Source organism: Plantactinospora siamensis (assembly GCF_042434095.1).
In the GTDB taxonomy this organism is placed as follows: domain Bacteria; phylum Actinomycetota; class Actinomycetes; order Mycobacteriales; family Micromonosporaceae; genus KBS50.
Map to the genome: position 1 here is coordinate 75,698 of NZ_JBHLUE010000036.1, position 22,324 is coordinate 98,021.

General features: G+C 72.2%; 15 protein-coding genes. 8 read left to right on the forward strand and 7 right to left on the reverse strand.

The window, feature by feature from the left end:
• Positions 1-31: 31 nt before the first annotated feature.
• The 3 genes from ACFFHU_RS31295 to ACFFHU_RS31305 are packed head-to-tail and all read left to right on the forward strand — an operon-like array spanning position 32 to position 6,454.
• Complete coding sequence (locus ACFFHU_RS31295; RefSeq protein ID WP_446687016.1) at positions 32-2,506, forward strand: ricin-type beta-trefoil lectin domain protein; 2,475 nt, start codon at positions 32-34, stop codon at positions 2,504-2,506.
• 26 nt (positions 2,507-2,532) lie between these two features.
• Positions 2,533-3,996, forward strand: a complete 1,464-nt coding sequence (locus tag ACFFHU_RS31300; RefSeq protein WP_377344159.1) for an RICIN domain-containing protein — start codon at positions 2,533-2,535, stop codon at positions 3,994-3,996.
• A 31-nt stretch (positions 3,997-4,027) separates the two neighbouring features.
• Complete coding sequence (locus ACFFHU_RS31305) at positions 4,028-6,454, forward strand: ricin-type beta-trefoil lectin domain protein (protein ID WP_377344161.1); 2,427 nt, start codon at positions 4,028-4,030, stop codon at positions 6,452-6,454.
• A 64-nt stretch (positions 6,455-6,518) separates the two neighbouring features.
• Here the strand turns inward: ACFFHU_RS31305 and ACFFHU_RS31310 are convergent, their stop codons facing one another.
• Entirely contained in the window at positions 6,519-7,871 is a 1,353-nt protein-coding gene (locus ACFFHU_RS31310) for an extracellular catalytic domain type 1 short-chain-length polyhydroxyalkanoate depolymerase (protein ID WP_377344162.1), read from the reverse strand.
• Positions 7,872-8,072: 201 nt separating this feature from the next.
• Between ACFFHU_RS31310 and ACFFHU_RS31315 the strand changes: the two genes are divergently transcribed.
• Both ACFFHU_RS31315 and ACFFHU_RS31320 read left to right on the forward strand, forming a co-directional pair.
• A complete protein-coding gene (locus ACFFHU_RS31315; RefSeq protein ID WP_377344163.1) occupies positions 8,073-9,074 on the forward strand; it encodes a PaaX family transcriptional regulator in 1,002 nt (333 codons plus the stop codon).
• A gap of 453 nt (positions 9,075-9,527) precedes the next feature.
• Complete coding sequence (locus ACFFHU_RS31320; RefSeq protein ID WP_377344164.1) at positions 9,528-11,033, forward strand: acyl-CoA synthetase; 1,506 nt, start codon at positions 9,528-9,530, stop codon at positions 11,031-11,033.
• A 41-nt stretch (positions 11,034-11,074) separates the two neighbouring features.
• On the opposite strand, the gene ACFFHU_RS31325 is transcribed toward ACFFHU_RS31320, so the two are convergent.
• Both ACFFHU_RS31325 and ACFFHU_RS31330 read right to left on the reverse strand, forming a co-directional pair.
• Positions 11,075-11,977, reverse strand: a complete 903-nt coding sequence (locus tag ACFFHU_RS31325) for a GNAT family N-acetyltransferase (protein WP_377344165.1) — start codon at positions 11,975-11,977, stop codon at positions 11,075-11,077.
• Positions 11,978-12,074: 97 nt separating this feature from the next.
• On the reverse strand, positions 12,075-12,800 hold the full coding sequence (locus ACFFHU_RS31330; protein WP_377344166.1) for a YcnI family protein: 726 nt from the start codon (positions 12,798-12,800) through the stop codon (positions 12,075-12,077).
• 229 nt (positions 12,801-13,029) lie between these two features.
• Between ACFFHU_RS31330 and ACFFHU_RS31335 the strand changes: the two genes are divergently transcribed.
• Genes ACFFHU_RS31335 through ACFFHU_RS31345 form a run of 3 tightly spaced genes read left to right on the forward strand, consistent with a single transcriptional unit; the run spans position 13,030 to position 15,684 of the window.
• Positions 13,030-14,796 (forward strand): copper resistance CopC/CopD family protein, encoded by a 1,767-nt coding sequence (locus ACFFHU_RS31335; protein ID WP_446687017.1) that lies wholly within the window; start codon positions 13,030-13,032, stop codon positions 14,794-14,796.
• A gap of 27 nt (positions 14,797-14,823) precedes the next feature.
• Positions 14,824-15,486: a class I SAM-dependent methyltransferase gene (locus ACFFHU_RS31340; RefSeq protein WP_377344168.1), complete on the forward strand. Its 663-nt coding sequence runs from the start codon at positions 14,824-14,826 to the stop codon at positions 15,484-15,486.
• A gap of 9 nt (positions 15,487-15,495) precedes the next feature.
• Complete coding sequence (locus ACFFHU_RS31345) at positions 15,496-15,684, forward strand: hypothetical protein (RefSeq protein WP_377344169.1); 189 nt, start codon at positions 15,496-15,498, stop codon at positions 15,682-15,684.
• A 51-nt stretch (positions 15,685-15,735) separates the two neighbouring features.
• Here the strand turns inward: ACFFHU_RS31345 and ACFFHU_RS31350 are convergent, their stop codons facing one another.
• From ACFFHU_RS31350 to ACFFHU_RS31365, 4 genes are all read right to left on the reverse strand, one after another.
• On the reverse strand, positions 15,736-16,206 hold the full coding sequence (locus ACFFHU_RS31350) for an MmpS family transport accessory protein (RefSeq protein ID WP_377344170.1): 471 nt from the start codon (positions 16,204-16,206) through the stop codon (positions 15,736-15,738).
• A gap of 120 nt (positions 16,207-16,326) precedes the next feature.
• Positions 16,327-19,134: a cellulose-binding domain-containing protein gene (locus tag ACFFHU_RS31355; protein ID WP_377344171.1), complete on the reverse strand. Its 2,808-nt coding sequence runs from the start codon at positions 19,132-19,134 to the stop codon at positions 16,327-16,329.
• Positions 19,135-19,359: 225 nt separating this feature from the next.
• Positions 19,360-21,477, reverse strand: coding sequence for an alpha-galactosidase (locus ACFFHU_RS31360; RefSeq protein ID WP_377344172.1), 2,118 nt, complete (start codon positions 21,475-21,477; stop codon positions 19,360-19,362).
• A complete protein-coding gene (locus tag ACFFHU_RS31365) occupies positions 21,474-22,301 on the reverse strand; it encodes a methyltransferase domain-containing protein (protein ID WP_377344173.1) in 828 nt (275 codons plus the stop codon). Before ACFFHU_RS31365 ends, ACFFHU_RS31360 begins: the two co-directional genes overlap by 4 nt.
• Between the last annotated feature and the right edge of the window lie 23 nt (positions 22,302-22,324).

Below are 22,324 nucleotides of genomic sequence, written 5' to 3' on the forward strand. Positions count from 1 at the left end.
TCCCCCGCGGCCTCGGGCGGCCGCGGATCCCATGCGTCCCCGCTCGGCCATCCCCGCTCGCCCTCTTTCGACCCGAGGAGCACCCGTGCAGACTTCCGTACCGCCCCCGCGCAGGCCGGTCCTGGCCTGCCTCGCCGCCGCGGCCCTGACCGCCGCGGGCGCCGCGGTGGCCCTCGCGGGCCCGGCGCTGGCGGCCACCACCACCCTGTACGCCGCACCGGGCGGCGCCGGCAGCGCGTGCTCGGCCGAGCAACCCTGTTCGCTGTCCGGGGCGCAGGCCGCGGTGCGGGCGGCGGTCGGCGGCATGTCGGACGACATCGTGGTGCAGCTCGCCGACGGGGTGTACCGGGTGACCTCGCCGCTGCGCTTCACCGCGGCCGACTCCGGCACCGGCGGGCACACCGTGCGCTGGCAGGCCGCTCCCGGCGCGCACCCGGCGATCAGCGGGGCGAAGCAGGTCACCGGCTGGTCGGTCGCGGACGCCGGGAAGAACATCTGGCAGGCCAGCGTCGGCGCGGGACTGGACACCCGGCAGCTGTACGTCAACGGCGCGATCGCCACCCGGGCGCGCACCCAGGTGAGCCGGTCGGACTTCAGCGCCTCGGCCAGCGGGCTGCGGATCACCAACGGGAATCTCAACTACCTGAACAACGTGGCCAACCAGAACCGCGTCGAGGTGGAGGGCGTGAACTCCTTCACCGACCGCTACTCGCCGGTGCAGAGCATCAGCGGTGGCATGTTGACCATGCAGCAGCCGGCGTGGAACAACAACAACTTCGGCTACGACACCCTGATGAGCCCGTTCCGCGCCGGCCCGTTCTACCTGGCCAACGCGTACGAGTTCCTCGACTCGCCCGGCGAGTGGTACGTCAACACCGGCACCGGCACGCTGTACTACATCCCCCGGTCCGGCGAGAACATGAGCAGCGTCGACGTCGAGTTCCCGCTGGTGCAGTCCCTGGTCGACGTCGGCGGCACGTACGACGCGCCGGCGCACCACATCGCGTTCTCCGGCATCACCTTCACCGGCACCAGTTGGCTCGGCCCGAGCAGCAACCAGGGCTACGTCGACCAGCAGACCGGCTCGTACATCGCCGGCAACTGGTCCTGGCCGTCCTTCGGCGCCTGCTCCTCCGGCTGCCAGCAGTTCGAGGCGGCCCGGCCGAACTGGTACCAGATGCCGGCCGCGGTGCAGATATCGGCGGCCAACACCATCACGTTCAGCGACTCCCAGTTCGTCAACCTGGGCCAGACCGCGATCGGGATCGGCAACGACGCCAACGCGCACGCCAGCGGCGTCGGGCTGGGCGCGAGCGGGATCACGATCACCCGCTCCGAGATCACCCGGAACGCGGCCGGCGGGCTGGTCATCGGCGGGGTACGCGCCGACGCCCACCACCCGAGCGACTCCCGGATGATCAATCGGGACATCACGGTCAGCAACAGCCGAATCCACGACATCGGCGTGGACTACCGGGGCATCAGCTCGGTCCTGCCGACATACGTCACCAACGCCACGATCAGCCACAACGAGATCTACAACCTGCCGTATTCGGGCCTGACCATCGGGTACGGCTGGGGCGCCAACGACGCCGGCGGCAACAACCAGTACGCCAACCGCGGCCTGTACAACTACCAGCCGCGATACTCCACCCCCACCACGGCGTCCAACAACCGGGTCATCGGCAACTACGTCCACGACGTCATGCAGCAGATGAACGACGGCGGCTGCATCTACACGCTCAGCTGGGACCCGAACGCGCTGATCAGCGAAAACTACTGCCTGCGGACCAACGGGTACTTCGGCGTCTACTTCGACGAGGGATCGAAGTACTACACGGTCACCAACAACGTCTTCTCGAACACCGGCACCTGGCTCACCGCCAACTACGGCGGCGGCGAGAACCAGGGCAACTGGACCGTCACCAACAACTGGTCGACCAACGGCAGCACCAACGTCAGCAACGGTGACCGGGGCAACGTGGTCTCCGGCAACACGGTGGTGAGCAACGGCAACTGGCCCGCCGGCGCGCAGACCGTGATGAACAACGCCGGCCCGCAGGGCTCGAGCCCGACCACCCCGCCGCCCACCGGCGGCCCGACCACCCCGCCGCCCGGCGGTGGTCAGCAGATCGTGGGCGGGCAGTCCGGCCGGTGCGTCGACGTGCCCAACTCGACCACCACCAACGGCACCCAGGTCCAGCTCTGGGACTGCTCCGGCGCCACCAACCAGCGCTTCACCTACACCACCGGCAAACAACTGCAGGTGTACGGCACCAAGTGCCTGGACGCCAACGGCCGCGGCACCACCAACGGCACCACCGTGATCATCTGGGACTGCAACGGCCAGACCAACCAGCAATGGAACCTCAACGCCAACGGCACCATCACCGGCGTGCAATCCGGCCTGTGCCTCGACGCCAACGGCGCCGGCACCACCAACGGCACCAAACTCATCCTCTGGTCCTGCAACGGCGGCGCCAACCAGCAGTGGGCCCTGCGCTGAGGCCGAGGATCTCCGGGGAGACAGACATGCGAATCGGATTCCGAACCCGCCGCACGCGCCCGTCCAGAACCCTCGGGCTGCTGCTGGCCGGCGCGCTGGCCGCGGTCGGCACGGTCGCCGCGGTGGCCATCCGGCCGGACCGGGCGGACGCGGCCACCAGCCAGTTCCGGGGCGTCAACTGGGCCGACCAGCGGGACAACTTCGTCAACGGCGTCCTCTACGTCTCCGGCCTGGGGCCGGCCGACACGTACGCCTCGGCCGCCACGGTGGCCGACCGGGTCGTGGGGCAGATGTACTCGCTCACCGGCGCCAACACGGTGCGGATGCCGGTCAACGAGCCGACCGTGGCCAGCTACTGGGGGACGTACACCGGGGCCATCGACACCGCGCTCGGCAAGGGCAACGTGTTCCTGACCTACTGGGCGTACAGCGGCGGGCGGCCGGCCAACGGAAGCGCGTTCTACCAGATGTGGGACCGGATCGTCGGGAAGTACGCCGGCAACCCCAACGCCTACTTCGAGGTCATCAACGAGCCGTCCGGGTACGGCGCCACCGACCTGGCCAACCTGTACAACGACTGGCTGAACCGGTATCCGAGCGTGCCGCGGGACCGGGTGATCCTGGACGGGTCCGGCCTCGCCCAGGACGCCGCGCCGGTGGGTCGGGACTCCCGGCTGAACGGCACCCTGATCGCCATCCACGACTACTCGTTCTTCGCCGGCTTCGAGGACGAGAATTCCTGGGCCAACCACATCAACGGCTACATCGGCGCGTACGCCGGCCGGACCGTGGTGACCGAGTGGGGCGGCCCGATGACCCGGGGCAGCAAGAACGGCGTCACCTACGACCCGATCGACTACAGCATCCCCAGCGGATCCTTCTTCGCCGACTACATCCGGGGGGTGAGCAGCCAACTGCGCACCCTCGGGGTGGGCAGCGTGTACTGGCCCGGGCTGCGGGACGGCGACTGGTACAGCATGACCAACCGGACCGGGAGCGGCTCGGGCATCCAGCTGACCCTGCCCAACGCCTCGGGTCTGACCCGGCTGCGGTACGCCTGGGGCATCGGCGACGGCGGCGGCACGTACGTGGCGATCCGCAACGCCAGCACGGGCCGGTACGTCGACGGCCAGGGCGCCACCGGCAACGGATCGACCGCCGCCCAGGGCGGCGACGCGGCCAACGCCAACGAGCAGTGGGTCGTGGAGAACTACGGCAGCTACGTCCGGATCCGCAACCGCGCCACCGGGCTCTATCTGGACGGGATGGGCCGCACCGGCAACGGCGCCGCGGTGGGCCAGTACGCGGCCTCCGGCAGCACCAACCAGCAGTGGTCGGTGCTCACCGACGCCAACAACGTACGGATCCGCAACCGCGCCACCGGGCTCTACGTCGACGGCGCCGGCAACGGCGCCAGCGGCGCCCCGCTGGTCCAGTACGGCGACACCAACAGCACCAACCAGCAGTGGAAGATCGTCGCCGCCGGCTGACCGCCACCCACCACCGAAGGGACCTCACACCATGTCCAGACTCCAGCAGTTCCTCCGCGGCCGGAAGGCGGCGGGGGCGGCGATAGTCGGCACGGTCGTCGCCGCCACCGGTCTGGTCGCGGTGACCGCGACGCCGGCGTTGGCGGCCACGTCGATCACGATCAACGGCGGCTCCGGAGGCAAGGCGTTCGACGGGGTGGGCGCGGTCAGCGGCGGTGGCGGGAACAGCCGCCTGCTGATCGACTATCCGGAGCCGCAGCGCGGACAGATCCTGGACTACCTGTTCAAGCCCGGTTACGGGGCGGCGTTGCAGATCCTCAAGGTGGAGATGGGTGGGGACACCAACTCCACCTCCGGGTCGGAGCCCAGCCACGAGCACACCCGCGGCGACCTGAACTGCAACCGCGGGTACGAGTGGTGGATCATGGAGCAGGCCAAGGCCCGCAACCCGAACATCAAGCTGGCGGCCCTGCCCTGGGGCGCGCCGGGGTGGATCGGCAACGGCACCTTCATGTCCCAGGACATGATCAATTATTTCGTGGACTGGCTGGGCTGCGCCAAACAGCACAACCTGACCATGGACTACATCACCGCCGCGCAGAACGAAAAGCAGACCGACGCGAACTGGACGATCAACCTGCGCAACGCGTTGAACAGCAACGGCTACGCAGGCGTGAAGATCATTTTCGGTGACTCCTGGCCCGGCGACTGGGGGCCGGCCAACACCGTGGTCAACAACTCGGCGTTGAAGAACGCGATCGACGTGCTGTCCGGGCACTACCCCTGCGGCTACCTCGCCGCGCAGTCCACCTGCACGGTGTCGGCCAACGCCACCAACTCCGGCGAGGCCCTGTGGGACTCCGAGGGCGGCTCGCAGGACTACAACGACGGCGCGAAGCCCCTCGCCCGGGGCATCAACCGCGGCTACCTCGACGGGAAGATGGTCGCCTACCTCAACTGGGACCTGATCGCGGCGATCACCCCGAACCTCCCGTGGGCCACCGTCGGACTGATCCTGGCCAACCAGCCCTGGTCCGGCTGGTATTCCGTCGGCAAGGACAGCTGGGCGCTCGCGCACACCACCCAGTTCACCGCGCCCGGCTGGCACTACCTGGACTCGTCCAGCGGATACCTCGGCGGCAACCGCAACAACGGCAGCTACGTGTCGCTGAAGTCGACCAACAACAGCGACTACAGCACGATCATCGAGACGATGGACGCCACGGCCGCCCAGCAGCTGAACTTCACCGTCACCGGCGGGCTGTCCACCGGGGCGGTGCACGTCTGGGCCACCAACCTCAACTCCAGCAACGCGAGCGACTTCTTCGTGCACAGCACCGACATCACCCCGTCGGGCGGCAACTATTCGCTGACCGTCCAGCCCGGCTACCTCTACAGCATCACCACCACCACCGGGCAGGGTAAGGGCACGGCCGCCAGCCCCGCGCAGGGCTCGCTCAACCTGCCGTACGCCGACGACTTCGAGAGCTACCCGGCGGCCCGGATGCCGCGCTACCTGCAGGACATGCAGGGCGCCTTCGAGACCGCCTCCTGCGGCGGCGGCCGGACCGGCATGTGCCTGCGGCAGATGTCCGCGCAGGCCCCCATCACCTGGAAGACCCTCGCCGACCCGGCCACCTACGGCGGGAACCTGAACTGGGGCAACTACACCGTCTCGGCGGACGTCCTGCTGGAGAAGTCGGGTTACGCCCAGCTCGAAGGGCATGTCGGCACGACGAACCTGGACCCGATCGGCCGCTACAACGGCTACTTCCTGCGGGTCACCGACACCGGGTCCTGGTCGATTCTGCGCAACAACACCGCCGGGCAGCTGACCACGCTGCGCAGCGGCAGCGTCGCGGCGCTGGGCACCAACCGCTGGCACAGCCTCGCCCTCGGGTTCTCCGGCGGCGCCATCACGGCCACCGTCGACGGCGCCGTGGTGGGCACGGCCAGCGATTCGACGTTCGGCGCCGGGCAGGTGGGCTTCGGCACCAGCCAGGGCGAGACCGCGCAGTTCGACAACCTGTCCGTGGTGGCCGGCTCGGGCGGCAACCCGAACCCGGGTGGCTCCACCGGCCCGCTCCGCAACAACAGCGCCAGCCGCTGCGTCGACGTGCCGAACCAGTCGCAGACCAACGGCACCCAGGTCACCCTCTGGGACTGCAACGGCGGCGCCAACCAGCAGTGGACCTACACCTCCGGCAAGCAGTTCCAGGTGTACGGCAGCAAGTGCCTGGACGCCTACGGCCAGGGCACCACGCCGGGCACCAAGGTGATCATCTGGGACTGCAACGGCGGCACGAACCAGCAGTGGAACGCCAACAGCGACGGCACCGTCACCGGCGTCCAGTCCGGACTCTGCCTCGCCCCGAACGGCGGCGGCACCGCCAACAGCACCCCGATCGTCCTGGCCAGCTGCACCGGCGGGACCGACCAGAAGTGGACCCGCAACTAGGGTCCCGCGAACGCGAACGGGTAGCCCGGCCGGGGACACCGGGCTACCCGTTCGTCATGTCCGGCTACGGGCTGGTGCAGCTCAGCGTCGGGTTGGACGGGGAGCCGTTGGCCAGGAAGCCGAACGTGGTGGATCCGGACGGCGGGATCGAGCCGTTGTAGGACGCGTTCCGCACCGACACCGAGGTTCCGCTGGCGCTCAGCGTGCCGTTCCAGACCTGGGTGACGGTCTGGCCGCCGGCCAGGGTCCACCGGACGGTCCAGCCGTTGACCGCCGCGCCGCCCGCGGTCACCGTGACCTCACCCTGGAAACCACCGGACCACGAGTTGATCGTCCGGTACGTCGCCGAGCAGGCGCCGCTCGGCGGGTTGCCGGTCGGCGGGTTGCTCGTCGGGGGCGCCGTGGTGGGCGGCGCCGTGGTCGGGGGCGCCGTGGTGGGGGGCGCCGTGGTGGGCGGCGGCGTCGTCGGGTTGGCGCCGTTCAGCCCGAAGAACGCGATGGCCACCGCGGCCATCCCGGACATCGGCAGCTGGTGGCCGGCGCCCTGGATGCTGTACGCCTCGACCTGAACGGTGCCCGAGGAGTCGGCGTACTGCCGGCGGTTCCAGCCGGATTGCGGGGTGTCCGACCGGGTGGGCGTCTGGCTCAGCCCGAACACGTTGGTCCACTGCTCGATGTCCTCCTGGAGCAGCGAGTACGGAACCAGGGTGTCGGCGGTGCCGTGCCAGAGCTGGATCCGCGGCCGCGGACCGGTGTAGCCCGGGTAGGCCGCCCGGACCGCGTCGCCCCACTGCTGCGGGGTGCGGTCCATGCTCCCGCCGGTGCACTTGCTGCTGCCGGGCGGATAGTCGGCCGCGTTGGCGAAGCAGTTGAACGGCACGCCCATGAACGCCGCGCCAGCCTTGAAGACGTCCGGGTAGAGCGCCAGCATCTCGTCGGTCATCATGCCGCCGGACGAGCTTCCGGTGGCGTACACCCGGTTCGGGTCGCCGCCGTAGTGCTGCTCGGCGTAGGTCACCATCGAGACGATGGAGACCGGGTCGCTGCCGCCGCCGCGCCGCTTGGCCGCGTCCGACCACGTGTCGAAGCACTTGCCGAACCCGGCCTGCTGCTCGGCGCTCGGATAGATGACGATGTAGCCGTACCGGTCGGCCAGCGAGGCGAACTCGCTGCCCGAGTAGAAGCCCGGCCCGGAGCCGCCGCAGCCGTGCATGGCCACCACGATGGCGGGGTTGGCCGGGTGGTTGTCCGGCACGTAGATGTGCATCTCCATGCCGCCGGGGTTGTTGCCGAAGTTGGTCACCTGGACCAACGATGCGGCCGCGGCCGGTCCGGTCAGCGCCGGAACCAGCACCGACAGGCCGCCCACGGCCAGCGCCACCGACAGGCCGGCAAGGGCCCTGCGGATCCTCGTCATCGCGCTCATCTCCTCGTGTGTTGTGGTCCGGGTGGGCCGGAGAGGCCGGACGGCCCGGGGTTTCATCGATATACGTCGCTGAGTATCCCGAGCGGACAAAAAACTGTCAATCGGCCACATGCTATGTGTCTGATCGTCGCCACGGCCCGGGCTCCGGCTAGAGTTGATCGGAGAACCCGCCCCCGGACGCCGGAGACGCTCGTGGCGCGCCCCTTCGATCTGGACGAGATCCTCCCCGACGTCATCGTCGATCCGGTCCGCCTGCCCCGACGGCAGGCCGGGGGATCGCCGCAGGGCCTGGCCGTGACGCTGCTGGCCGACTACACCCTGCGGACCCGGGCCTGGTTGCCGTCCGCGGCCATCGTGGCGCTGCTGACCGAGTCCGGCGTGACCGGCGGCGCCGCTCGCACCGCGATCAGCCGGCTGGCCCGGCGCGGCGTGATCGGGAGCAGCCGCCGCGGGCGGAGCACCTTCTACCGGCTGACCGAGCCGGCGGCCGTGGCCCTCGCCGTGGGCGGCCGGTCCGTGGTGCGGTTCGCCGCCCAGGCCGAGTCCTGGGACGGCACCTGGACCCTCATCGCCTTCTCGGTGCCCACCGAGGGGGACGCCGAGCGACGCGCGCTGCGCGCCCAGCTGCGCTGGCTCGGCTACGCGCCGCTGTACGACGGGCTGTGGGTCTCCCCGCACGGCCAGCCCGAACGCGCAGCCGCCGCGCTGACCGGGATCAGCCGGGGCGCCATGACCGTGTTCCGGGCCCGCGGCGTCCCGCTGGCCGGGGTGGCCGACCGGGATCCGCTCGACGCCTGGGACGTGGCGGCCATCGGCGAGCACTACCGGTCCTTCGTGGATCAGTGGACTCCCCTGCTGCCGCGGATCGGGTCGGGCGCCGTCTCCGGCACGGAGGCGCTGCGGGCCCGTACCGAGGTGATGGAGACGTACCGGCGCTTCGTGGCGCTGGACCCCCGGCTGCCCATGCGGCTGATGCCCGCCGGCTGGCTCCGGGAGCACGCCCGGGAGGTCTTCGCGACCGTGTACGACGGCCTCGCCGGGCCGGCGCTGCGGCACGTGCTGGCCACGGTGGCCCGGTTCACCGCGGAGCCCGCCCCGGACATCAGCCCACACACGGTGGCCGACCTGTTCGCCGGCGTCTCCCCCGGCGCCTGCCCGGCCGACGCCCCCGCACCGGCCGGGCAACCTCGCTAGCGTCCCAGCGTCCCGGCTTGCGGCCGCCTCTTGCTGGACCGGCGCCACAACCCGTTCCCATTCCGCGGACGCCCCGCGATGCCGGTCCGATCGTCGTGCCGCACGTCGGCACCCGCTCGTTACTGGGTCCCTGACCAGCGCAAACGCGGTGGAACAGCCAAGCCGGCGGGCGGCGACGCCGCTCCCCCACCACCCGACCCGGACGCTTTGCTCTGCTGCCCCGGGCGCCCCACCGTCCGTCCGGTAATCGGACGCGAGGTGGGCCCGACCACCCCCGGGCGGAACACCGACCGCCCGGTGGGACGGCAATCCGCCGCAGCAGCGACCATTATCTATGTGTCGCATGATAGGGACCAGACCGCCGTCCAGATGGAGGTGAGGCCGTGCCACCAGGCTCGACGCCGCTGCGGGTGCGAGGCTGCTGCGGCCGGCTGCTCCGACTGGGACGCGACGATGTCTGATCGGGGCATCGGCTCGTGGACCGAGCGCCGGGCGCGGATGTCCCCGGACCGGGTGGCCGTGGTGTACGGCGACCGCGAGTGGACGTACGCGCACCTGCACCGGCGGGCCGTGGCGGTGGCGCGCGGCCTGGCCGGGCTCGGTGTCCGGCGCGGCGACCGGGTGGGCTACCTCGGCCCCAACCATCCGGCGTTCCTGGAGACGCTGTTCGCGGCCGGCCGGCTCGGCGCGGTCTTCGTGCCGCTCAACTGGCGGCTCGCCGTACCCGAGCTGGCCTTCATGCTGGCCGACAGCGGCGCCGGCGTGCTGGTGGTGGCTCCGGAGCAGGCCGAGGCCGCGGCCCGGCTGCGCGACCTCGCCGGCGTGCGAACCGTCGAGGTCGGCCCCGAGTACGAGCGGATGCTGGCCGGGGGCGCGGCGCAGGGCGCGGCCGAGCCCGGCGACAAGGTGGGGCCGGACGACACCTGCATGATCCTCTACACCTCCGGCACCACCGGGCGACCGAAGGGGGCGCTGCTCACCCACGGCAACGTCACCTGGAACTGCCTCAACCTGCTCATCGACGTCGACCTGGCCGCCGACGAGGTGACGCTGGTCGTGGCGCCGATGTTCCACGTCGCGGCGCTGAACCAGACGGTGCTGCCCACCCTGCTCAAGGGCGGCCGGGTGGTGCTGGTCCCGCACTTCGATCCGGACCGGGCGCTCGAACTCGTGGCCCGGCACCGGGTGACGTACCTGTTCGGCGTACCGACGATGTTCCTGGCCATGGCCCGCGCGGCCGGCTGGCCGGGCGCGGACCTCGGGTCGGTGCGGTCGGCCCTCTGCGGCGGCGCCCCGGTGCCCGCCGCGGTCATCGCGGCCTGGCAGGATCGCGGGGTCAGCTTCCTGCAGGGGTACGGCCTGACCGAGGCGTCCCCCGGGGTGCTTCTGCTGCGCCGGGACGACAGCGTGCGCCGGGCCGGCTCGGCCGGCACGCCGGTGTTCTTCGCCGAGGTGCGGCTGATCCGCCCGGACGGCGCGCCCGCCGGAGCGGGCGAGCCGGGCGAGATTCTCGTTCGCGGGCCGACCGTGATGTCCGGCTACTGGGGGCTGCCGAACGCCACGGCCGAGGCGCTGTCCCCGGACGGCTGGCTGCGGACCGGCGACGTCGGGGTGGCCGACGAGGACGGGTACGTCACGATCCGGGACCGGATCGGCGATCTGATCATTTCCGGTGGGGAGAACATCTACCCCGCCGAGGTGGAGGACGCCCTCTACCGGCACCCGGCGGTGGCCGAGTGCGCCGTCATCGGGGTGCCCGACGAGCACTGGGGTGAGGTCGGCCGGGCGATCGTCGTCCGGCGGCCCGGCGCCGAGGTCGAGCCGGCCGAGTTGCTCGCGTTCCTCGCGAGCCGGCTCGGCCGGTTCAAGCTGCCGAAGTCGGTGGTCTTCGCCGACTCCCTGCCGCGAACCGTCGCCGGAAAACTGATCAGGGGCGAGCTGCGCGCCCGCTACACCTGAGGGGGACTCGGGTCGTGTCGCTGACCCGCGCGGGGCGACGGTCAGCCGACGATGAGCAGGTTGGCCATGTCGGCCACCGGCCGGTAGCCGAGGGCCGCGTAGATCCGGTTGGAGGTCGGGTTCGCCTGATCGGTGAACAGGCACACCCGGGCGCCCCTGGCGCGGATCCGCCGGGACACCTCGGCCACCGCGTTGCTGGCCCAGCCGCGTCCGCGTTGCGCTGGCGGCGTGTACACCGGGCCCACCCGGGCCACCCCGAGGGCCGGCGGGTTGGCCCCGGTGAGGTGCACCCGCTCGCCGCGCTCGTCGAGCCAGAACCAGAATCCGCCAGCGCGGATCCGGCCGAGCAACTCGGCCCGGTCGGGCGCGTCGTGCGGGCTGGCATCGCGGGGCCGGCCGGCCTGTTCGGCAGCGTCACCGTCGAACGCTTCGAACCACTCGGCGACGAGGTCGAGGTCATGCTCGGTGGCCTGCACCAGGCGGCCGGGCACAGCGGCCGGCGCCGACAGTTCGCCCAGTTCATGCAGCCGGGAGTGCTGGGCGACCTCGACCCGGCCCCCGCCGAGCCGGGCCAGCTCGGTGGCGCACCGTTCTACCGCCGGCAGAACGCCATTGATTTTGAGGACCTGCTCGCCGCGGCCGTGCAGCGTCCGGGCGACGGCCACGGCGGCCGTGTCGGGCATCGACAACAGGTAGGGCGGATACCTGCCGGTCCGCATCCCGGCACCGACCACCGCGCCCGAGTCGGCCCGGACCACGAGCCACCAACCCCGCCGGTCGGCCGGGTCGGCCGGGGCAACCCGCTCGGCCCGCCTGGTCTGTGACCGGTACGCCTCGGTGGCCACCACGGTGTTGATGACCGGCTCGGCGGCCAGATGAGCCCCGGCCACGGCGACGAACTCGCCGGGATCGGTGCGGAACTCCAGCGACGGACTCGCGCTCATCCCGGCACGGTAGCCGAGGGGCCGCCGCGACGGCCCGACAATATTCCGCGGCCGCGGAGGCCCCGGTTGGCCCATGCGTCCACGCGGTCGCCGCGGCTCAGGCCGCCGGGCGCTGACCGGCGCGGCGGTAGGCGAGGACGGCGAGCGCCAGCGCGATGACCCCGAGCACGAGACCGGCGATCCCCCAGCCCAGGCCCGGGTCGCTCCCCTCGTCCGCCGAATCGTCGCCGGCGGGCGCGGCGGCCGCGGCCGAGGTCGGCGCGGCCGTGTCTCCACCCTTGGCCGCGGTCAGCTTGAGCACCGGCGCCGGGTGCTCCGGCTCGCTCCCGTCGCTGCTCGGCTCGTCGATCCACCGGGTGATCGACCCGTCGGAGTACGTCTGGAGCGTCTTGAGCACGAGCTGGTCGGCGCTGGGCAGCGGGCCGAGGGAGACGTCGAACTCCTGGAACTGCCCGGGCTTGATGTCCGCGCCGGCCCCGGCCGTCCAGGTGATCTTCGTGATGGCCTCGGTGATCTCGCCGTCATCGGTCTTGATCGGGGTGGCGAGCTTCGATTTCACCGTGGTCGCGGTCCAGCCCGGCAGCGGCTTCAGCGACACCGAGGCGACGGGCGTGCCGGTGGGCAGGTTGACCTCGACCTTCGTGGTGGAGGCGGAATCGCTCTCGTTCGGCACCCGGAACGACACCTTGGTGTAGCCGCCCTGGGCGGCCGTGTTGGGGTTTACGGTCACGTGCGCCGAGGCGGCGCCGGCGAGGCCGAGCACGGCGGCGGCGGTGACGGCGGCCGACACGACCGCGGCGCGGCGGACGAGGGAGCGGTTCATCTGCGGGCGACCCTTCCGGTTGGTCGAGCTGATCTCGGTTCTCGGAGTCGTGTCAGTGGTCGTCCGGCGCCGCCGGAAAGTTCCCCGTGGCCCTGGACTTGCCGGCTACACCCGGTGCGGACGCCCGGAACAACCCCTCTGGGCGGGGCCGGCCGGCGGCCGGCTCGTTGATCCGTCCAGGTGTGCGCTCCGTACCCTGCTGAGCGGGCGACAGCGGAGGCGGTGACGGGTGGCGGCGAGACTGGCGGCGGAGGGTCCGGTCGGGAAGGCGGGACCGTCGCTCCGGCGACTGCGCGTGCTGCGCTGCCTGGTGGCGGTCCTGGCGGCGCTGTTCGGCTCGCTGGCCGGGCCGGCCCGACCGGCGAGCGCGCACGCGGTGCTCACCGCCGCCTCCCCGGCGCAGGGCTCGGTGATCCCGTCCGCGCCGCAGCGGGTGGTGATGACCTTCAGCGAGTCGGTCGGGATCGTGCCCGGCCGCACCCAGGTGGTCGGCCCGGACGGCAAGCGGCTCAACGTGGGCGACCCGGTGTCGACCGGGAACCGCCTCGAGATCGCCCTGCGGGCCACCGACCGTCCGTTGGGGACGTACCTGGTCAGCTACCGGGTGATCTCCGCGGACAGCCACCCGATCTCCGGGGCGTACACCTTCTCCGTGGGCGCGCCCTCGGCCAACGCGCCGCGGGCAGACACCGGAACCGACCCGGTGGTCCGGGTGGCCACGCCGGTGGCCCGCTACCTCGGCTACCTCGGCCTGGTGCTGGCCGGCGGCCCGCTGTTGATGCTGGCCTGGTGGTACCCGCGCCGGCTGTCCCGGCGGGGACCCGTACGCCTGGTCCGGGCCGGTCTGGCGCTGCTGGCGGTCGGCGCCGCCGCCGGGTTCTGGCTGCAGGCGCCAGCCAGCTCCGGCGCCGGCCCGCTCGACGTCTCCGCCGTGGAGCTCCGGCAGATCGCCGGCAGCGGGTTCGGGCTGGCCATGCTCGGTCGCCTGCTGGTTGCGGCGGCGCTGGCCAGCCAGGTCGGCCGGGTGCGCCGGCGCGCCACCGGCCGGGCACGCGGGAGCATGCTGCTGGCGCTGGCGCTGGCCGGCCTGCTGACCTGGCCGCTCAGCGGCCACCCGGCGGCGTCACCGGAGGCGGCGCTGCTGGTCGGCGCCGACGTGGTGCACCTGGCCACCATGGCCGTCTGGCTGGGCGGGCTGGTCTTCCTCGCGGCCTTCCTGCTGCGCCGCGCCGACCCGCGGGAACTGGGGGTCGTCCTGCCGCGCTGGTCCCGGCTCGCCGCCCTGTCGGTCTACTGGCTCGTGCTGGCCGGGGTGCTCCAGGCGATCGTGCAGGTCGGTTCGGTGTCCGGGCTCACCGGTTCCGCGTACGGCCGGTTGTTGCTGGTCAAGGTGGCGTTGCTGGCCGCGGTCCTGGCCGTCGCGGCGCTGTCCCGCCGGCTGGTCCGGCGGACCGTGGCGGCCGGGCCGACCCCCCGGGCGGACCGGCCCGGCACGGCGGACCGGCCCGGAGCCGCGGACCGGCCCGGAGCCGCCGCCCGGCCCGGCGCGCTGGTCCGGCTGGTCCGCGTCGAGGCGGGCATCACGGCAGTGGTGCTCGCGGTGAGCGCCGTGCTGGTGCAGACCAACCCGGCCCGCACGGTCGACGTGGAGGCCGTGGCAGCCAGCCGGGCGGAGGGCTTCGCCACGACGCTCACCTGCTCGCTCTACTCGGTGCAGTTCGAGGTGTTCCCCGCCAAGGTCGGCGACTACAACGCGCTGCACGCGTTCGTCTACACCCCCGAGGGCAAGCCGCTGCCGGTGCTGGAGTGGAAGGTCACCGCGGCGCTGCCGGAACGGGGCATCGAGCCGATGGACAACCCGGTGGGCAGCCTGCTCGGCAACCAGGGGCTGGGCAACGTGGTCTTCCCGGCGCCCGGGCGCTGGCAGCTCAGCCTGACCCTGCGGGTCTCCGAGATCGACCAGGCCACCGTGCGAACGACCATTGACGTACAGTAGGGCGTCGATCACGGAAAGGGGATGACGTTGTCGGAGCGATCAGGCACCCTCGCCGAGGAGCCGCACCAGGACCGGCCCCCCACCAGTCACGAGATCAGCAGCGGCCAGCCGTGGGACGCGTCGTACCAGGACGGTCCGGCGCCGTGGGACATCGGCGGACCGCAGCCGGCGGTCGAACGCCTCGCCGCCGCGGGCGGATTCTCCGGTACGGTGCTCGACGCCGGCTGCGGGAGCGGAGACAACGCCCTGCACATCGCCGCGCTCGGGCTGCCCGTGCTGGGTGTCGAGGTGGCGGAGACGGCCGTGGCGATGGCCCGCGAGAAGGCCGAGGAACTCCAGATCGCGGCCGAGTTCGTGCTGGGCGACGCGTTGCACCTGGAACGGCTGGGACGCACCTTCGACACCGTGCTGGACTGCGGCCTGTTCCACACCTTCGACGGCGACGAGCGGCGGGCGTACGCGGACAGCCTGGCGACGGTCACCGCGAGCGGCGGCACCGTCCAGCTGCTGTGCTTCAGCGACGAGGGGCCCGACACCGGCCCGCATCCGGTCAGCCGGCAGGACATCGTGGCCGCGTTCGACCCGGCCGACGGGTGGACGGTGGCCGCCATCGAACCGGAGCGGCTCCGCACGGCGTACCACGACGAGGCCGGCGCGCCGGCCTGGCTGGCGACCATCAACCGCCGCTAGCCTCGCGGCGTGGCCCGCCTGCATGACGTCGTCGTCGACAGCCGCCATCCCCCGTCGCTGGCCCGGTTCTGGGCGGCGACCCTGGACGGGTACGCGGTGGCGCCGTACGACGACGCCGAGCTGGCGCGGCTGCGGGCCAACGGGATCGGTGACCTGCTCGCCGACCCCGAGGGCAACGAGTTCTGCGTACGGTCCTGACCGTCTCAACGGCGCAGGGCGCGTCCGCCAGAAAATCCGGAGGCGCGCCCCTTACACCGGCGGAACCAAGGCCTGGCAACCGACGTTGATGTACGCGGAGTTGGTCTCGGCGCAGGCTTCCACGCCATCGACGAGAACGCGGGCGGTCCACTCCTTGTCGTAGGAACCGGCCTCCCGCGTCGCGTTGACCTCAACAAAGTCCACGGCCTGGCGGGGCAGCTCGACGTGCCACGGAAGCCGGTGCTTGGCGAGGACCACGTTCGACGACCGTCCCGGGTCCGTGTACGTGATGGTCGCCCGGCCCCTTCCGCTGATCTCGTAGCGGACGACGGCGACCCGGGGGGACCTGCTCGGTGCCGCCGTCACCACCGGCCGCTGTGGACGCTGAGCCGCGTCATCCCGGCGGTGCAGCAGATAAGCCCCGAGCGCCAGCACGGCCAGCGCACAGACGATCGAAACAATCGCCAGACGCCCGGAGCGTGACCGACTACCCGGCTCGCTGCCGTACCGTCGCGTGTCCACCTGCGTACACCCATCCCCTGCGGCCCTGATCGAGCGCGCGGCAGCCCGATTTCCGGCGGGTCCATTGCCGGATGATCGTAAGGGATCGGCCGCGCCCGGCTTGCCCGGGCGCGGCCCCCGTCAGCGGACGCCGATCGTGCGGCTGCCGAGCGTCTTCGGTGCGGTGGCCGGGCTGCCGGACACGGCCCAGAAGGGCAGCGCGGTGGTGGGCGCCGACGCGCGCTGGATCAGGTACGCCGCGCCGACCTGGGCCGGGATCGCGATGGTCGAGCCGGTCTGGTTGCTCAGCACCGTGTTGCCGGCGCCGTCGACGACGGTGACGTTCTGACCCGGCCACGGATTGCGGACCGTGATCGTGCCGGTGGCGCCCGCGTCGACCGAGAACGTCACGATGTTCCCGCCCCGGATCTGCACGTGCGCCCGGCCCCTGTGCTGGATGAACACCGTGCCGTCCACGTCCCAGCCGCTCGGCCAGGCCGGCGCCACCCGCAGCAGGCCGTCGTAGTCCTGCACGAGCGCCTCGGTGAGCCCGGCCGCGGCCACCCCGGTGCCCTCCAGGTACGGCGAGGCCGCGTTGTTGTCCCAGCAGTAGATGCCGTTCGCGAACAGCTGCCACTTGCTGTTCAGCGCGCTGAGCGTGGACTTCACGTCGCCGGCCAGGCCCAACCGGGCCGCCTGCAGCGGGTCGAAGTTCCAGTCGATGTTCGTCTGGTACGGCCGCCGGCTGAACGTGTCCCGGGCCAGCTGGGTCTGGCCGCCGTTGTCGCCGATGAGGTTGTACGGCCAGACCGGTTCCAGGCCGAGGTTCTCGACGTTGTGCAGCTGGGCCGACGGTTGCGCCGAGTTCGTGAACACGGTGACGCCGCCGGAGCTGGTGGTGGGATAGTCGCGGATCTTCGGGATGGCCGCGTTGAGCTGGCTCACCACGTCGGAGTCGACGCCGAGGGTCTGCGCGGCCTGGACCACCACCGGGAACAGCGCCTTCATGGCTGCGATGTCGGTGATCGGGTCGCTGACGTGCCACTGCGTCTCGTGCGCGTTGGAAACGGTGTGCAGCTTGCCGTCCGAGCCGGTGGTGGCGTGCGAGAGCAGGAACCTCGCCGACTCCCGCATGACCGGGTAGTTCGCGGACAGGAACGCCCGGTCGTCGGTGGCCAGGTACGTCTGCCAGATCCACAGCCCGATCTCGGCGCCGCTGGTGACCGTCTCGGCGTTGTAGCTCGGGTTGATCCGCGAGTCGCAGGACTCGTTGCCGGCGTACCAGCTGCCGTTGCCGTTGAACCGCATCGTCTCCGGGACGCAGATGCCCTGGTGGCCCGGGTAGTTGGCGGCGGTCCAGGCGGCGATGTTGGACACGTTGGTCCGGTAGAGGGTGAACATCGGCGTGTTCATGTCGTACGCGCCGGCCGACAGGTTGGCCTGCATGAACATCCGCAGGTTCCAGAACCAGTAGCCGGCCGGGTACCACGGCTGGGTGTCCTGGTTGAAGCTGAACAGGTCGGCCACCCCGGCCTGGGTGCCCGGCAGGGTGTCCCGGTTGATCGAGGCGATGTCGTACAGGTAGCTCGTTCGGATGTTCTCGAAGTACTCACCGGAGCCGTCGGTGGAGGTGATCTTCAGCAGGCCCACCGAGTCCCAGTAGTTGTGCCACCAGGACAGGTGGCTCGCGGCCAGGTCTCCCGCCGGGCGGGTAAGGTCGCTGCCCAGCAGGCTGGTGGCGGTGCTGATGGCGTTCCCGCCGGTCCACTTCGGCGACACCACGATCACCCGGTACGAGCCGTCGGCGTTGGGCTGGAAGCTCACCTGGCCGGTCAGGTTGTTCGGGTTCGACGCGGTCACGTTGCGGCCGCCGGCGCTGACCGCCGCCATGGCCCCGAAGGTCTGCCCGGAGGTGCCGCCGGAGCCGTTGCCGTCGGTCCAGGACTGGGACAGCGCGGCCACCGAGCCGGACGCCTGGGCGCTCGGGCTCCGCCCGCTCCACAGCTTCACCTGCGCGCTCTGGCTGCTGTTCGGGTCGGCGCCGGTGACGTCCACGACCAGTTCCGGCGCGTCCGCGCGGACGTACGCGGTCATCGTCATGCCGCCGCCGGACTCGTGCAGGGTGCCGTCGTACAGGTCCAGGTAGCCGTGGAAGTCCGCCGCCCCGGTCAGCCGGCTCAGCCCCGGGATCACCACCTGACCCGGCGACCTGCGGTCCGGGAGCGTGTCGTTGCGGTTGAGCTGCGCGGTGAAGCCGTTGGCGGCCCACTCGGCGACGCCCAGGGACCCGTTGCCCAGCCCCAGGAACTGGCCGGTGGCGCCATTGGGCCGGTTGAGCACGATGTTCGAGCGCCGTACGACGTTCGGGGTGTCCACCACGAACCGGCCGTTCTGCCAGGCCGTGGTCGTGGCGCCGGGCGGCGGGGACGACGGCGGCGCCGAGGTTGGGGGCGCGGACGTGGGCGGACCCGAGGTCGGCGGCGCAGACGTGGGCGGCCCGGAGGTGGGCGGGGCGGAGGTGGGCGGGGCCGAGGTGGGCGGGGCGCCGTTGCACATCACCCCGTTGAGGGAGAAGCTCGTCGGCGCCGGGTTGCTCCCGGTCACGGAGCCGTTGAACCCGAACGACGTGCTCGCCCCGGTGCCGAGGCTGCCGTTGTAGGACACGTTGCGGGCCGTCACCGCGGCGCCGGACTGGCTGATGTCGGCGTTCCAGTACTGCGTGACCGCCTGCCCGGCCGGGAACGACCAGGTCAACGTCCAGCCGTTGACCGGATCGCCGAGGTTGGTGACGGTCACGTTGGCCCCGAAGCCGCCCGGCCAGGAGCTGCTCACCGCGTAGTCGACCCGGCAGCCAGCCGCGGCCTGCGCCGGCGAGACGGTGACCGCCCCGTACCCGCCGATCACCGCGGCCATCCCGGCCGCCAGCCAGAGGCGACGACGCATTCTCATCGGACTTCCTTCCCAGCGCCACTCGGCGGACGGCGGGATCACGAGTACGTCGAAGCCTATCGATCCCTAGAAATCTGATGTTAGGTCGGACCGAAGCGGCTTCGCAACATCTCTGGAACGGCCGTCCACCGGTCGGGAACCGGGCAGACGGCATCCCGGGGCCGGCGGGGAGCAGGCGCGGGTCATCTGATGTGTCCGCCGCCCTCAAGGGGAGGAGGCCGCGCCTCACTCTTCGGTGACGTGCAGCAGGAGCAGCTGTTCCGGGTGCATCGGCGGCATGGTGAGGCCGACCGCGCCCAGCACGCGGCCGCTGGTGACCAGGCCGCCGCCCAGCCACGGCACCGGCGTGGTGAGGGTGCCGGCGGGAGCGTCGCCGGGAGGCAGCGCCCGGACCCCGTACCGCCGGTCCGGGTCCAGCCCGGGTACCCGGACCCGCCCCGGCTGGGCGCTGACGGCCGTGGCGGTCGAGACCACCGCGTACAGCGCCTGGGCCGCGTCCTCGGCCACGATGCCGTGCAGCCACAGCGCGGGATCCGGATGGTCGGCGCGGACCACCGTGCCCCGGTGCAGCCAGTGGCGCATCCGCTTGTACGTCTCGACCCACGCCCGCAGCTCGGCGCGGTCGGCCGGGGAGGTGGCGGTCAGGTCCCACTCGATGCCGAAGTGGCCGAACAGGGCCGTTCCGGCCCGGAAGGAGAGCGTCTGGGTGCGACCGGTGGTGTGCGAGCGGGGCGCGCCGACGTGCGTGCCGATCAGTTCCGGCGGCAGCAGCTGCGCCGTCCACCGCTGGATGCCCTGCCGTTCCAGCGCGTCGATGCAGTCGCTGGCCCACACCCGGTCGGTGCGCTCCAGGATCCCCAGATCCACCCGGGCGCCGCCGGAGGAGCACGACTCGATCTCCAGGTCGGGATGGGCCGCCCGCAGCTCGTCGAGCAGCCGGTACACGGCCCGGGTCTGGCCGTGCACGCCGGCGTCGACGAGGTCGCGGTTGTGGTCCCACTTCAGGAACGCTATGCCGTACTCGCGGATCAGCGCGTCGAGCCGCTCGCGCAGGTAGTCGTACGCGCCGGCGTGGCGCAGGTCGAGCACCTGCTGGTTACGGGCCGACGGCGGGAGGCGGCCGGCCGTCGACATGATCCATTCGGGGTGCCGGCGGGCCAGGTCCGAGTCCGGGTTGACCATCTCCGGCTCCACCCAGAGGCCGAACTCCATGCCCAGCGCGCGCACGTGGTCGGCGATCGGGTGCAGGCCGTCGGGCCAGACGGTCTCGTCCACGTACCAGTCACCCAGCCCGGCCCGATCGTGCCGCCGGCCGCGGAACCAGCCGTCGTCCAGGACGAACCGCTCGGCGCCCACCTCGGCCGCCAGGTCGGCGAGCTCCCGCAGCCGGTCCGGCCGCTGGTCGAAGTACACGGCCTCCCAGGTGTTGTAGACCACCGGGCGGGGCCGGGTCGGATGGGTCGGCCGGGCCCGCAGGTGGCCGTGGAACCGCGCCGCCAGCTCGTCGAGGCCGGCGCCGTACCCGGCGTAGAGCCACGGGGTCTCGTACGACTCTCCCGGCGCGAGCCGGATCTCGCCGCTGTGCGGCAACTCGCCCCCGCCCAGCACGGCCTCGCCGGTGGGCAGCCGCTCCGCGTAGCTGCGGTGGTTGCCGCTCCAGCCGACGTGCACCCCCCAGGCAAGTCCGGACCGGAACCCCAGCGGCGCTTCCCCGACCACCAGCACGAGCGACGCGTCCGCCCCGGTGCGGCCGCGCCGGCCGTCCCGGACGTGCGCCCCGGCGGTGAACGCGCGACGCTGCGGCGACCGCTCCCGGCCCCACCGGCCGGTCAGGTCCAACAGCTCGGTGGCGCTGCCGGGCACCGGCAGCGCCATGACCAGGCCATCCAGCGTGTACGACCGCCCGGGATCGGCATTTCGCACGACGCTGCCCAGCCGCAGCAGCCCGCTCGGCAGCATGCGGACCCGCAGGGACAGCTCCAGGCCGCTGGCGGTGTCCCGGGCCCGTACGAGCAGTTCGCCGCCCCGCTGACCGTCGGCCGCGCACCGGACCTCGTCCACTGTGAACAATGCGGACCACTGCTCGCCGTCCCGGTGCCCGCGCAGGCCGGGCAGCCCGAACCAGCCGGTCGCCGGCTCGGGCAGCACGGCCAGCGGGGCCGGAGTGTCCAGCCCGCCGGGCAGGCCGCCCGGGATCGACGCCAGCGCCAGCGCGTCGAGGTCCGCGGGGGTGGCGTCCGGCAGCCCGCATCCCCAGTGCAGCACCCGGGGCAGCCGGGGACCCCGGCAGTCCAGCACCAGGCTCACCCCGCCGGCCGCCAGGTGGATCAGGTCACCGGTCATCTCGGGCGGCGTCCCCAGGCCGAGATCAGCGGCGCGAGAGTGAGGTCGAGCTCGCCGGCGTCGATGGCGGCCAGGTGCGCGTCGATCCCGGCGTCGTCGGCCAGCCCGGCCGCGATCAGTTCGGCCCGGACCATCCGTACCGTCGCGGCCTCCAGCCGGCCGCAGACCGCCCCGCCGACCGGGAAGTAGCCGGCCGCCCGGACGTCGGCCAGGCCCGCCGCCCGCAGCGCCCGCGGCAGCGTGCGGCCGTAGCGCATGTCCGCGCCGCGGCGGGTCATCAACTCCCGTACGGCCCGCCGCAGCTCGTTGGCGCGCCGCTGTGCCGGGCCGATCTCATCGAGGCAGGCCAGTGGCTGCAACTCGGTGTCGGCGTCCTCGACCAGCAGCCAGCCGCCGGGCCGCAGCGCCGCCGCCATCGTCGCCAACGCCCGGGCCCGGTCGGGCACGTGGACGAGCACGAGCCGGGCGTGCACCAGGTCGAACGTGCCCGGCTGCGGCGGCGGATCCGCCACGATGTCGTGCCGGCGCACCTCGTACCCGGCGTTCGGGTCCAACCAGCTCGGGTTGATATCCGTGGCCAGCACGTGACCGGTCGGTCCGACGGCCGTGGCGAGCGCCTCAGGAATGCTGCGGCCGCCGGCGCCGACCTCCCAGCAGCGCCAGCCCGCCGTCACCCCGAGCCGGTCGAGATGCCCCCGCGTCACACCGTCGAACAGCTCGGCCAGCCAACCGAACCGCTCCCCCGCCTCCACCCGGGCGTTGTCCAGCAGGTAGCGGTGCTCGGGCGCCGACCCGGGGCCGGCGAGAGGCTGCGACGAACTCATGCCCCCATCCTCGCCCCTCACCC